9 protein-coding genes are annotated in these 13,542 nt (G+C 68.2%); 7 read left to right on the top strand and 2 right to left on the bottom strand.

The genetic code is table 11. The annotated features are described in order from the left end of the window. The first annotated feature begins 331 nt into the window (after window positions 1-331). Together IAG39_RS03940 and IAG39_RS03935 are read left to right on the top strand one after the other, a co-directional pair. Entirely contained in the window at window positions 332-1,372 is a 1,041-nt protein-coding gene (locus IAG39_RS03940) for a DUF2235 domain-containing protein (RefSeq protein WP_059371243.1), read from the top strand. Between the two features lie 280 nt (window positions 1,373-1,652). Further along, complete coding sequence (locus tag IAG39_RS03935; protein ID WP_223283279.1) at window positions 1,653-3,338, top strand: sensor domain-containing diguanylate cyclase; 1,686 nt, start codon at window positions 1,653-1,655, stop codon at window positions 3,336-3,338. A 13-nt stretch (window positions 3,339-3,351) separates the two neighbouring features. Here IAG39_RS03935 and IAG39_RS03930 read toward each other — a convergent pair whose 3' ends face one another. After that, window positions 3,352-6,894, bottom strand: coding sequence for an indolepyruvate ferredoxin oxidoreductase family protein (locus IAG39_RS03930; RefSeq protein WP_118931580.1), 3,543 nt, complete (start codon window positions 6,892-6,894; stop codon window positions 3,352-3,354). Between the two features lie 102 nt (window positions 6,895-6,996). On the opposite strand from IAG39_RS03930, the gene IAG39_RS03925 reads away from it, so the two are divergent. Further along, on the top strand, window positions 6,997-7,902 hold the full coding sequence (locus IAG39_RS03925; RefSeq protein WP_118931579.1) for a LysR substrate-binding domain-containing protein: 906 nt from the start codon (window positions 6,997-6,999) through the stop codon (window positions 7,900-7,902). A 20-nt stretch (window positions 7,903-7,922) separates the two neighbouring features. Here the strand turns inward: IAG39_RS03925 and IAG39_RS03920 are convergent, their stop codons facing one another. Then, window positions 7,923-8,831 carry a LysR family transcriptional regulator gene (locus IAG39_RS03920; RefSeq protein ID WP_118931578.1) on the bottom strand — a complete coding sequence of 303 codons (909 nt, stop codon included), beginning with the start codon at window positions 8,829-8,831 and terminating at the stop codon, window positions 7,923-7,925. A gap of 126 nt (window positions 8,832-8,957) precedes the next feature. Here IAG39_RS03920 and IAG39_RS03915 point away from each other — a divergent pair, with 126 nt between their 5' ends. The 4 genes from IAG39_RS03915 (at window position 8,958) to IAG39_RS03900 (ending at window position 13,338) form a co-directional block, all read left to right on the top strand. Then, window positions 8,958-9,551, top strand: coding sequence for an amino acid synthesis family protein (locus IAG39_RS03915; protein WP_088142851.1), 594 nt, complete (start codon window positions 8,958-8,960; stop codon window positions 9,549-9,551). Next, window positions 9,548-10,336, top strand: a complete 789-nt coding sequence (locus IAG39_RS03910; RefSeq protein WP_118931577.1) for an alpha/beta fold hydrolase — start codon at window positions 9,548-9,550, stop codon at window positions 10,334-10,336. The genes IAG39_RS03915 and IAG39_RS03910 overlap by 4 nt, the downstream gene beginning before the upstream one ends. A 31-nt stretch (window positions 10,337-10,367) precedes the next feature. Further along, entirely contained in the window at window positions 10,368-11,339 is a 972-nt protein-coding gene (locus IAG39_RS03905) for a Bug family tripartite tricarboxylate transporter substrate binding protein (RefSeq protein ID WP_054452078.1), read from the top strand. 106 nt (window positions 11,340-11,445) lie between these two features. Next, window positions 11,446-13,338 carry a sigma-54-dependent Fis family transcriptional regulator gene (locus IAG39_RS03900; RefSeq protein ID WP_118931576.1) on the top strand — a complete coding sequence of 631 codons (1,893 nt, stop codon included), beginning with the start codon at window positions 11,446-11,448 and terminating at the stop codon, window positions 13,336-13,338. The last annotated feature ends 204 nt before the right edge of the window (window positions 13,339-13,542 follow it).

Here is a 13,542-nt window from a genome sequence, read left to right as displayed (position 1 = left end):
CTCAGGTAATGCGCGGCCCGCGGCCGCCCTGCCCGCAACATACTCCATGCGCGCCGAGGCCGCCAACGCATGTGGGCCTAGCCATGCTTGTCATGAGGATTGCAACTTTTGATGTAGTGAAACTTTCCTGCTGCACCCGCGCCGCCCTGCAAACCTGACCGGGGCGATGGATTGCTACCAATTAGCTAGTCAAAAAAGCGGTGTATGTCCGTTCAGCAGGGAAACCACGCACCCGGCGGCGTCTGAACGCCGTGCTAGCTTACCGTCGCGCACGACGCGGGCCATGCCAGCAAGCAGATTCATTGCAAGACTCAATCTGTGGAGAACGATCATGGTGAAGAATCTAGCCGTATTCTTCGACGGGACCTGGAACGAACCCAATGACCGCACCAACGTCTACGAACTCTACAAGGCGGCGCCCGAGACCTCCACGCAGGAGACGTTCTACATCGAAGGCGTGGGCACGCAGGGCCAGGGCCTGTGGGCGGCCATCGACAAGTTCGCCGGCGGCGCCTTTGGCGCGGGACTGTCGGCCAACATCCGCGCGGGCTACCGTTGGCTTTGCCAACGCTACGAACCGCGCGACCGCATCTTCCTGCTCGGCTTCAGCCGCGGCGCCTACTCCGCCCGCAGCCTGGCTGGCATGGTGCGCAAATGCGGCCTGCTGAACGATCCTTCCGACAGCAACGTGGAACAAGCCTATGCGCTCTACCGCGACGACTGCATCCCCTCCTCGCTGGAAGCCGCGACCTTCCGCTTGAATTTTTCGCGCGAGACCGACGTGCATTTCGTCGGCGTCTGGGACACGGTCGGCAGCCTGGGCATACCGGTGGGCGGCATTCCTTTTCCGGGCTTCTCCAGGTTCTACAACTTCCACGACACCGAACTCAGCAACCACGTCCATCACGCCTATCACGCCATCGCCACCAACGAATTCCGCGAACCGTATGCGCCGACCCTGTGGACCCGTCTGGCCAACTCCGAGCCGCGCCCGCCCGACCATCCGGTCGAGCAGCGCTGGTTCATCGGCGCCCATTCGGACGTCGGCGGCGGCTACCGCGACGGCAGTCTGCAGACGCTGCCCGCCTCGTGGCTGCAGGAGAAGGCGCGCCAGGCAGGCCTGGAGGCCGGACTGGCGCAACGCGTCGCCACGGACTACGACCAATGCGAGCCGCACGATTCCTACCGCGAGTTCACGGAGAAGGTGCTGATCCATGTGAAAAAGCGGCCCAGACTGTGGGACGGCGCAACCGTGCTCAATCTGACGGTGGACGAACAGCTGCTCAAGCGGTTCGGGCGCAGCCTGGATTTCCTGAAGGAGTACCCCGACTTCAAGGACGCGCTGGAAAAGCTGCCCGTGGCGCGGCCGTGACCCGCCCGCCGCGCGCGGGCGGCGAACGCAATGTGAGGACTCGCAATAGAGTGATGCAATGCGCTCGGAAATGAGACTATGCGATTTAATGCGATACAAACTTCCACCTGTCGGAATGTGGAGGGGAAACAATGCTTATGCGTAGCGCATTTCAAGTAACCTCCGGCCACCAGTCATTGTTCCGAGCCGATGTTTACGCATGTTCCGCAATGTCTTTGCTCTCAAATCCCTTGAAAGGTATTTCCTGACACTGGCTGCAGGCGTAGCGCTGCCGGTTTCCATGCTGACCGTGATCGTGGTGCAGCAGAACTGGCGGTCGCTGGCCGCCACCGACGACGCCCTGAGAGGCTTCGTCGTGGTCCGCACGACCCTGATGACGATGGAGGCCGTATCCGCCGAACGCGGCCCCATGAACTCGGCGCTGGGTTCCGACCTGCCGGTCCCTGAAAACATCCTGCACGCGCTGGACCAAGCCCGCCAGCACACCAATGCGCAGATCGCCGACCTGCTTGCGCTCTACCGCGCGCCCCTCAATCCCAACGGCGCCCGCGAATTCACCAACATCCAGCGCATCCGCGAGTCCCTGTTGAACGCCCGCGCCAGCGCCGACGCAGCCATCGCCGCGCCCCGCGCCCACACCTCCGGCCACAACCTGTCGACAGTGGTCGGCGACATGGTCGCGGTGGTTCCCGAACTGCGCGCCGCGATGTCCGACGGCATCGGCCTGATCGCCCGGAACCAGGGCGAAGACTTCGACCTGCTGTCGCTGGCGCTGCTGGCCGGCGAACTGCGCGAACAGGCCGGCCTGCTCGGCTCCACGTTCGCGCCCGCCCTCAGCAAGCGCCGCACCCTGACCGCCAGCGACCAGCTGCGGATAGAACGCGTGATCGGCCGCATCGACCAACTACGCGCGCTGATCGACGCCAACATCGCCAGCATGCCGCGATACGCCTCCTCCCTCGCCTACCGCGAACTGCAGCAGCAGTACTTCGGCGACGGCATGAATTACCTCGACAGCGTGCGCGCCATGGCCGAACGGGTGCCCGAAGAATCCCTGGTATCGATGTACGAACTGGGCGCGAACTATGTGCCGCGCATGAAGTCCATCCTCCGGTTCCGCGACCTGATGCTCAATGAAGTGGAGCGGCGCATCGGCGAAAACCGCCAGGCCGCGATCCGCGTGCTGCTGACCACCCTGGCGGCCGCCGCGATGCTCACCGCCGCGTTGATCATCGGCTTGTCCATGTTCCGCAAGCGCGTCATCCGGCCTTTCGTGCGCGCCACGAACATCATCGGCGCGATCGCAAAAGGCGGCGACGTGCCGGCCATTCCGGCGGACCAATACCGCGGCGAAGTGAACGGCATGTTCAAGGCCTTGAACGTGCTCAACGACAACGCCGCCGCCGTGCGCAAGCTGGAGCTCGAACGCGACCGCCTGATTCAAGACCTCGCCATCATGGCCGAAACGGATTTCCTGACGGGCCTGCTGAACCGCCGCGCCTTCGAGAAGCGCCTGGAAGCTTCGCTGGACGACATCCGCAACGACGCGCAGGACGGCCTGGGCTTCATCCTGTTCGACATCGACCACTTCAAGTCCATCAATGACACGCACGGCCATGCCACTGGCGACGAAGCGCTCAAGACCGTGGCCCACCTGTGCCGCACGACCTTCCGCGAATCCGACGTGGTCGCGCGCGTGGGCGGCGAAGAATTCGCGGTGCTGTGCCGCAGCCGCAATCCGGACCGCGTCCGGGACATTGCGGAACGCATGCGTCTGAGCATCGCGCAAACGCGGATCCGCGCCGACGGCGGTTCCTCCTTCAGCATGACCGCCAGTTTCGGCGTCTCCCATGCCCGCGGCGGCGATACGGCGGCGCTGGAGAACCTGTCGCGCCGCGCGGACGAGTTGCTGTACAAGGCCAAGCTGACCGGCCGCAACTGCGTGCTGCTCGAACAGATGGCTTGACGCCACGAGCCACTCAGGCCGCCAGCGTTTCCCGCGCCGGTGCGCGGTACTGCTCCCACAGCCCGGCTTCCCGCGCGCGCGCCCCTTCGACGTTTTGCTCCTTGACATGGCCATAGCCGCGGATCGTGTCCGGCAGCGCGGCCAGTTCCAGCGCCGTGGCGCGATTGGCCGCGTCCAGCGTGCGCGAGAACTCCCCGGCCAGCGCCAGATAGTCGGCCGCCAGTTGACGCTCCATGCGGCGTTCCGCGGTCTTGCCGAACACGTCCAGCCAGGTGCCGCGCAGCCGCTTCATGGGCGCCAGCGCGCGAAACGCCAGCCCCATCCACGAACCGTAGGCGCGCTTCTGCAGGCGTCCGCGCGCGTCGCGGCGCGCCAGCGCGGGCGGAGCCAGGTGATAGCGCAGCTGGTAGTCGCGGCCAGGCTCGCCTTCGAACTGCTGGCGCAGCCGGGCCTTGAAGGCGGGGTCCACGTACAGACGGGCTACCTCGTATTCGTCCTTGTAGGTCATGAGCTTGGCGAGATTGCGCGCGACCGTCTGCGTGACTTCGAAACGCTGCGGATCCGCCAACGTGGCCTCACGCGCGCGCACCGCCGCCACCGCCTCCAGGAAGCGCGCGGCGTAGGCCTCGTCCTGGTAGGCGCGCACGTGTTGCGCCAGCCGCTGGATCTGGCCGTCCAGGGACTCCGGCAGGGCCATCACCTGCGCTCGCGGCGCCGGCTTGAGCGCGGCGGCGCCATGATGCGCGGCTTGCCGGCCCAATTCGAAGGCGGCCAGGTTCTTCTCGACCGAGACGCCGTTCAGTTCGATGGCGCGCCGCAGGCTGTCCAGCGCCAGCGGCAGCCCGCCCTGCTGCCAGGCGTAGCCCAGCAGCAGCGGGTTGGCGTAGATGGTGTCGCCGAGCAGAGCTTCGGCCAGCGGACCGGCCTCGATGAAGTCGCAATTGCCGCCCGTGCTGCGCGCCAGCGCGGCTTCGGCCTGCGCGCCGGGAAACCGCCAGCTCGGCTGCGACAGGAAAGCCGCCGTCGGCGCGGCGCTGCTGTTCACCACGGCGCGGCCATGGTCCGGCCGCAGGCGCGACAGCACTTCCGGCGACGCCGCCACCAGCGCATCGCAGCCGATGACCAGATCCGCCTCGCCCAGCGCCACGCGCGTGGCATGCAGGTCCGCGGGACGATTGGCCAGTTGCACGTGGCTGAGCACGGCGCCGCCTTTCTGCGCCAGCCCGGCCATGTCCAGCACGGTCACGCCCTTGCCTTCAAGATGCGCGGCGGCTCCCAGCAGCGCGCCGATGGTCACGACGCCAGTGCCGCCCACGCCCGCTATCACCACGCGGTAGGCCCCTGGCGGGCGGATTTCCGCCAGGTCGGGCTGCGGCGGTTCGGCCAACGCGGGGAGATTCCTGCCCGTGCCCGGCTTGCGCAGCGTCGCGCCTTCCGCCGTGACAAAACTGGGGCAAAAGCCCTCCACGCAGGAGAAGTCCTTGTTGCAGGACGACTGGTTGATGCGGCGCTTCGTGCCCAGCGGCGTGTCCAGCGGCTCGACCGACAGGCAGTTGGATTGCACCGAACAATCGCCGCAGCCTTCGCAGACCGACTCATTGATGAAGGCGCGGCGCTGCGGGTCGGGATACTCGCCGCGCTTGCGGCGGCGGCGCTTCTCGGTGGCGCAGGTCTGGTCGTAGATCAGCACCGTCGTGCCTGCGACGTCGCGCAAGGCGCGCTGCACGTCGTCCAGCGCCTTGCGGTGGTGCACTGCCACGCCCTGCGGCAGCGCGGCGGCGCCGGCGTACTTTTCCGGCTCGTCGGTCACCACCACGGTCTGGACCACGCCTTCGGCCTGCATCTGCGCGGCGATCTGCGGCACCGTGAGCACGCCGTCCACCGGCTGCCCGCCCGTCATCGCGACGGCGTCGTTGTAGAGGATCTTGTAGGTAATGCTGGCGTGCGCGGCGACTGCCGCGCGTATGGCCAGCAGCCCCGAATGGAAATAGGTGCCGTCGCCCAGGTTGGCGAAGATGTGGCGCTCAGTGGTGAAGTCCTTCTGGCCCAGCCAGGCAACGCCTTCGCCGCCCATCTGGCTGAAGGTGTCGGTCTTGCGGTCCATCCACATCGCCATGTAATGGCAGCCGATGCCGGCGACCGCGCGCGAACCTTCGGGCACGCGGGTGGAGGTGTTATGCGGACAGCCCGAACAGAACCAGGGCTTGCGCTCTTCCACCAGCGTGGGGCGGGCAGCCTCGCGCTCCTTGGCGTCGATCACCGCCAGCCGCGCCGCGATGCGCGCCCGCAGCGCGTCCGACAGGTCGGCTTTCTCCAGGCGCGCGGCGATGGCGCGGGCGATCAGGGCCGGCGACAGCTCGTGGCGCGCGGGCAGCAGCCAGCCGCCGCGCGGCGTGGACCATTCGCCGCCGCCATTGTCGCGCTCGTCGAACTTGCCGTAGACGCGCGGCCGCACGTCGTCGCGCCAGTTGTAGAGTTCTTCCTTCAGCGCGTACTCCAGGATCTGGCGCTTTTCCTCCACCACCAGGATCTCTTTCAGGCCAGTGGCGAATTCGCGCGCATCCTGCGCGTCCAGCGGCCAGATGCAGCCCACCTTCAACACGCGTATGCCGGCCTCGCGACAGGCGGCCTCGTCCAGGCCCAGGTCATTGAGCGCCTGGCGCACGTCCAGATACGCCTTGCCGGCCGTCATGATGCCGAAGTGCGCCTGCGGCGAATCCAGCACCACGCGGTTCAGCTTGTTGGCGCGCACATAGGCCAGCGCCGCATACCACTTGTGATCCAGCAGCCGCGCCTCCTGCGCCAGCGGCGTGTCAGGCCAGCGGATGTTCAGTCCGCCTTCGGGCAAGGCGTCCTCGGGCAGCACAATCTGCACCCGGTCCGGATCCACTTCCACCGAAGCGCTGGATTCGACCACGTCGGTCACGCACTTCATCGCTACCCACAGGCCGGTGTAGCGGCTCATGGCCCAGCCGTGCAAGCCATAGTCCAGGTATTCCTGCACATTGGACGGATACAACACCGGTATGCCGCTGGCGATCAGCACGTGCTCGGACTGGTGCGCCACCGACGAGGACTTGGCGGCATGATCGTCGCCCGCCAGCATCAGCACGCCGCCATGCGCCGAGCTGCCGGCGGAATTGGCGTGCTTGAGCACGTCCACCGACCGGTCCACGCCAGGCCCCTTGCCGTACCACATGCCGAACACGCCATCGCGCGCCGCGCCCGGAAACAGGTTCAGCTGCTGCGAACCCCAAACCGCCGTGGCGGCCAGGTCTTCGTTCACGCCCGGCTGGAACACCACGTCGTTGGCCTGCAGGTGGCGCTTGGCCTTCCACAGCGCCTGGTCCAGCCCGCCCAGCGGCGAGCCGCGGTAGCCCGAGATGTAACCGCCGGTGTTCAGGCCGGCCTGCAGGTCGCGCTGCTTTTGCAGCAGCGGCAGCCGTACCAGGGCCTGGGTGCCGCTCAGATAGATGCGCCCTTGGCTGCGGGTGTACTTGTCGTCCAGCGTCAGGCCATGGGTATCGGCCGCGCCTGCGGAAAGGGGGGTGTCCACGCTTGTCTCCTGCGTTCCGGTTCTTGGTGTTTTGCCGCAGTGTAGGAACCAGGCTGGTTATCGTATATTCATATATTCAGGTATCAGGTATGCGATAAACAGATGGCTAACGACGTCACCTTGCGGCAGCTGCGCTACTTCGCGGCCGCCGCCCGGACCGGCCGGTTTTCCATGGCCGCCGCCGACGAGCATGTCTCCCAATCCGCGGTCACCAATGCCGTGCTGGCGCTGGAGGCGCAACTGGGCGTGCGCCTGTTCGACCGCCATCCGCATGGCGTCACCCTGACGCCCGAAGGGCATAACTTCCACCAGCGCGCACGTGAAGTGCTCGATTCGCTGGACGACGCCCTGCGCGAGCCCGGCTTCCAGCGCTATGCGCTGCGCGGCGCAGTGAGGATCGCCGCGTCCTACACGGTGCTGGGCTACTTCCTGCCAGATCTGCTGGCGCGCTTCCGGCGGCGCTATCCCGACGTGGAGCTGGACCTGGTCGACCCGGACCGGCCCGAGATCGAAGCCGCGGTGGCCAGCGGCGAGGTCGAACTGGGCGTGGCGCTGCTGTCCAACGTGGAACGGCGCGAGCGCTTCGGAAACCAGGTGCTGGTGCGCTCGCGGCGGCAGCTATGGACCGCGTCCGGCCATCCGCTGGCGCAGGCGTCGGCGCCGTCGCTGGCCGATATTGCCGGCTATCCCTACATCCTGCTGGAAATGGACGAAGGCGAGCGCTCCGCGCTGGCCTATTGGCGCGCCCATGGCCTGCAGCCTGATATCGCGTTCCGCACCCGTTCGATGGAGGCGCTGCGCGGGCTGGTTGCGCATGGCTTCGGCGTCACGATGCTGTCGGACATGGTCTACCGTCCGTGGTCGCTGGAAGGCCGCAAGATCGAGGCCGTACCCATTACCGACGCCGTCCCGCCCATGGAGGCCGGGCTGCTGTGGCATCCGCAAGCGCGGCTGGCCAAGCCCGCCGAGGCCTTCCGCCAGTTCATGATCTACGCCTGCGGCGTCTAGCGCCGCAGCACGCCTGGCCGCTATACCAGGATCGCGCCCTTGCGGCGCGTGAACTGGGCCAAGGAACGCAGGGCCAGCGCATGCATGGCCGCCACGGACGGCAGCAGCGTTTCTTCCTTGCGGGTCAGCACGCCGACGATGCGCTCGACCGTGGGTTCGGCCAGCGGCACGAAGGCCAGGCCGGTCGCGGCCGCCGGCCGCGCCAGCACCGGCAGCACGGTCACGCCCAGGCCGCTGAACACGCTGGCCAGCAACGACGCGCGGTTCGACACCACCATGAACGGGTCCTCGATGGCGCTGCCCAGTTGCCGGTTCTTCAGCGTGTCGAAGGTGGCATTGCCTATCAGGCGTTCGTCCGCCAACGCCGACCAGGGCACGGGGCCGCGCCGCCGCGCCAACGGATGGCTCTTGCGGCACACCAGGCCGAATGCGTCGCGCGCCACCGGCGCGAACGCCACTTCCGTGGTGCGCGGTACTTGTCCCGCCACCCCTACCTGGACCTCGCCGCTCAGCACCAGGCGGTGCACGTCCTGCGAGGACTCGTCGACGGCGCGGATGCGGATCGCGGGGTGGCTGCGCGCGTAGCGCTCCAGCAGGCGCGGCAGCCACTCGTCGGCCAGCGACGGCATCACCGCCAGCGACACCGGTCCCTGGCTGCCCAGGCCGAATTGACGCGCCGCGTCCAGCACCCGGTCGTGGGTGGACAGCAGTTCGCGGAACAACGGGGCCACGGCAATGCCCAGGGGCGTGAGCTGCGCGCGCTTGCCGGGTTCGAACAGCGGCGCGCCCAGCTGCTGCTCCAGATCCTGCATGGCCGCCGACACGGCTGCCTGCGAGCGGAACGTGCCTTCGGCCGCCATGCGGAAACTGCCATGGTCGGCCGCCAACAGGAACTGGCGCAGATGCTGGATTTTCAAGGGCGCGGACATGGCTTGAAGGCTGTAGAAAATTCGGATTTTCCGAAATTAACTTGAGTTAATTTGGATTGTCAAAAATCCGCTTCGCCTTCAACAATGGCCGCGTCTTTCATTCCTACAGGTACTGGAGCAGCGGTTATGTCTTTGCAAGTGCGCAAGGTAGTCAGCTATGTGGAAAAAACCCTGATCGAAGGCGGCCGCGAGGCCGAGCGCCCGCTGGTGATGGTCATCGCCGCGGCCGTGATCCGCAATCCCTGGGCCGGCCTGCCGTTCCAGGAAGACCTGCGGCCCAAGATCCTGGAAGCCGCGCCGCCGCTGGGCGAGCTGCTGGTCGCGGAAATCCTGCGCCAGGCCGGTTCGGCCGATCAGGTCGAAGCCTATGGCAAGGCGGCGGTCGTGGGCACTGCCGGCGAAGTCGAACACGCCTCGGCCCTGATCCACACGCTGCGCTTTGGCAATGCCTATCGCGGCGCGGTCGGCGGCACCAGCTACCTGAGCTTCACCAATATGCGCGGCGGCCCCGGCTGCGTGATCACCGTGCCGCTGATGCACAAGCTCGACGAAGGCCTGCGTTCGCACTACCTGACCGTGCAGACCACCATCAACGACGCGCCCGCCCCCGACGAAATCGTGATCGCCCTGGGCGCGGCGACCTCGGGCCGTCCGCATCATCGGATCGGCAACCGCTACTCCGACCTGCAGGAACTGGAACGCGAGGCGCAAGCCAAATGAGCGCGCATGTTCGGCGTTCGGGCCGCGGCGCGCCGCTGGTGCTGCTGCATGGCGTCGGCCTGGACCACACCTTGTGGGACGATCTGGCGCCGCTACTGGAACCGCATTTCGAGGTGCTGCGCTACGACATGCTGGGCCATGGCCGCGCCCCCGCCGTCGCCGATGGGGTGACGGTACAGGACTACGTTGCCCAGCTGGACGCGGAACTGGACCGCGCCGGCTGGCAAAGCGCCAATCTGCTGGGCTATTCCATGGGCGGCCTGATCGCGGGCGCCTATGCCGCCGCCCGCCCGCGGCGCGTCACCCGCCTGGCCTTGTTGAGCACGGTATTCCGCCGCAGCGCGGACGAAACACGTGCCGTGCTGGCGCGGCTGGAAGCGGCGGCCACGCAGGATCCCGCAGCCGCGGCCCAGGTCTCGCTGCAGCGCTGGTTCACGCCCGCGTTCCAGGCCCGGCGTCCCGAGCGCGTGGCCGGCATCGGCCAGCGCCTGCTGGACAACGACCGCGCCAGCTTTCTGGCCGCCTACCGCGTGTTCGCGCAGGGCGACCCGATCCTGGCGCAGGCCGCACCCGATATCGCCTGCCCCGCCCTCGTGCTGACGGGCGAGCTCGACGTCGGCTCGACCCCGCGCATGACGCGGGAACTGGCCAAGGCGCTGCCCCATGCACGGGCGCAGGTGGTGCCGGACCAGCGGCACATGCTGCCGGTGGAAGAGCCCGCCATCGTGGCGGCGGCGCTGCATGAGTTTTTTCTGCCGGCTGCCGGCGCGCCAAGCGCGGCCTAGCCCGCGTAGAGTGGATACGGAGACAAACAATATGAATCGCAGAACCATCCTGAAGAACATGGCGGCCCTGGCGCTCACGCCGCTGGGCGCCGCGCTCGGCGGCGCCGCCAGCGCGCGCGAAGCCCCCTTGCGCGTCATCGTGCCCTTCCCGCCCGGCGGCGGCACCGACGTGCTGGGCCGGGTGATCGCCGCCACGCTGGAAGGCGCGCTCGACCGCCCGGTGGTGGTTGAGAACAAGCCCGGCGCCAGCGGCATGCTGGGCGCCGACTACACCGCCAACGGCGCCAAGGATGGCAGCGTGCTGCTGTTCGCCGGCCTGGTGCCCTCGGTGCGCTACTACGCCAAGCCGCCCGAGGACGTACTCAAGCAACTGGCGCCCGTCTGCCCGATTGCCCGTTCGCCTTATATGGTGGCGGTCAACGCCGACCTGCCAGCCAAGACCCTGGGCGAACTCGTCGCCCAGGCCAAGCGCGAGCCCAAGGGGCTGACCTTCGGTTCCCCCGGCAACGCCACGCCGCAGCATCTGGCCACCGAACTGCTGCAGGCCGCCTGCGGCATCGACATGCTGCACGTGCCCTACCGCGGCACGGGCCCGATGATGACGGACCTGCTGGGCGGACAGATCCAGGTGGTGGTCGCCACCGTGGCGGCGGTGGAACCGTATCTGCAGGGCGGACGCCTGCGCGTGCTGGCCGTGACCAGCCCGGAACGCCTGCCCAAGTACCCGGACATCCCGACGGTGGCGGAAGGCGGCTACCCCGGCTTCTCGGCGCAGATCCAGTTCGGCACCTATTGCGCGGCCGGCACGCCGGAAGCCGCCATTGCGGCGCTGAACCAGGGCATCAACCGCGCGCTGCAGACCGAGACGGTGCGCGCCAAGCTGGGCGAACAGGGCTTCCAGCCCACCGGCGGCACGCCCGCGCAGCTGCAACAGGCGCTGCTGGCGGAAATCCGCGACGTGGCGGGGCTGGTGCAGGCCGGCAAGGTCAAGGTCGACCTGTAGCGTCCCCATACGTCCCGATGCTGGATAACCAGCATTTACAGGCATGTCGTCCTCTGTGCATGCTGCCCGTTGATCCGGCGCAGATCGGGCGCAACATGGAGACGACATGCCTAGTCAGGAATCCCTGCACTCCGCCCATATCCGCGAGATCGAACTAGTCGGCCAGGGCCGCCCCACCCAGCGCGACGCGCACGTGGTCAGCAGCTGGCTGCGCTGCCTGGACCAGTACCGGCTGGATCCCGCCCAGGCCTGCGAGGCCTACATCGTGCCGGATGGCCGGCTGCGCGAACACCGCCAGCAGTCCGAAGCGCTGATTTCCATTGCACGGTCCGGCCTGGACCATCTTTTCCGCCAGGTCGCCGGCCAGAACTACGTGCTGCTGCTGGCCGACCGCCAGGGCGTCACCGTGGAATTCCTGGGCGATGCGCAGCAGACCGCCAACCTGCGCAAGGCTGGACTGTATCTGGGGTCGGAATGGTCGGAGCGCCGCGCCGGCACCTGCGCCGTGGGCGCCTGCCTGGAAAGCGGCGAAGCCCTCACCATCCACCAGACCGATCACTTCGACAACACCCACACCCCCCTGTCCTGCACCGCCGCGCCCATCTATAACGCCGACGGCGAACTCGCGGCCGTGCTGGACATCTCGCTGCTGAGTTCGCCCATCCTGAAAGCCAGCCAGAACCTGGCGCTGCATCTGGTCACCAGCACCACGCGGCGCATCGAGATGGCCAACCTGATGGCGCGCACCAGCAACGAATGGGTGCTGCGCTTCGCGCGTTCACCGGAATTCCTGGACGTGGATCCGGAGGCCGCGATCTCGCTGGACGGCTCCGGCCGCATCCTGGGCATGACGCATACCGGCGCCAAACTGCTGGCGCGCGCCGCCGGCCTGGACTGGCGCAATCCCGCCGGCCTGATCGGCCAGCCCGTCACCCGTTTCTTCGACCTGCAGCTCGATGACCTGCCGCGCTACACCCGCGCCCATGCGCCGCAGCAACGCCTGATCGCGGCCCGCGACGGCAACGCGCTGTTCGCGCACGCCATCGAACCCAACCGGCACGCGCGCGGCGCCTCGGTCGCGGTGCGCGGCGCGCCGTCCGCGCTGCGCGGCCTGGATGGCGGCGACGCCCGCATGGCGGCCCTGCTGACGCGCGCAGCCAAATTGGCCCGGCAGGGGCTGCCCCTTCTGCTGCAAGGCGAAACCGGAGTCGGCAAGGAATACCTGGCCCGCGCCATCCACGACGGCAGCCAGCGCGCCGGGCGCTTCGTCGCCGTGAATTGCGCGGCAATTCCCGAATCGCTGATCGAAAGCGAGCTGTTCGGCTACCTGCCCGGCGCCTACACCGGCGCGGCGGCCAAGGGCCGCAAGGGCCTGATCGAGGAATCCGACGGCGGCACGCTGTTCCTGGACGAGATCGGCGACATGCCGCTGGCGCTGCAAAGCCGCCTGTTGCGCGTGCTGGCCGAATCCGAGGTCACGCCCATCGGCGCGAACGCTCCGCGCGCCGTGCGCCTGTGCCTGGTGTCGGCCTCGCACCGCGACCTGGCCGCGCTGGTGCGCGAGGGACGCTTCCGCGAAGACCTCTATTACCGCATCAATGCCGCCACCCTGACGGTGCCGCCGCTGCGCGAGCGCGCCGACCTGGAATGGCTCATCTCCCGCCTGCTGGCGCGCCACCAGGACGAGTCCGGCGCCCCCGTGCTGGCGCCTGCCGCGCTGATGGCGTTGAAGGCGCATGCCTGGCCCGGCAACATCCGCGAACTCGCCAACGCCATCGCGGTCGCCGCCGCGCTGTGCGAAAACGGCGTGATCGAACCCGCCGACCTGCCCGACGCGCTGGCGCCCGCGGCGGCCGCCGCCAGCCCCGCAGAGGCGGCCTTGCGCGCCATGCTGGCCAGTTGCGGCGGCAATGTCTCCGAAGCCGCGCGGCGCCTGGGCGTGGACCGCTCCACCGTGCATCGCCAGATGCGGCGCCACGGCCTGGCCTCGCGTTCCTGAGGCCCACGGCCGGGCGCCACAGCTGGGTGCCACACCCGGGCGCCACAGGTGTGGCGCGACGCCACGGCATCCCGCCCCCGTCCTCCTGTGCGCCGGGGCTGGCATGCCGATTGCTTGATCGTTATCGACGCCCACCGGCCGGCACAGGCCGGGGCCGCCAGCGGACCATGCCCCGGTCCGCCACGACAACGATCGCCCGCCACG

Origin of the sequence: Achromobacter xylosoxidans, from assembly GCF_014490035.1 — a bacterium.
In the GTDB taxonomy this organism is placed as follows: Bacteria; Pseudomonadota; Gammaproteobacteria; order Burkholderiales; family Burkholderiaceae_B; genus Achromobacter; species Achromobacter bronchisepticus_A.
This window is presented reverse-complemented; position numbering and strand designations above follow the sequence as displayed.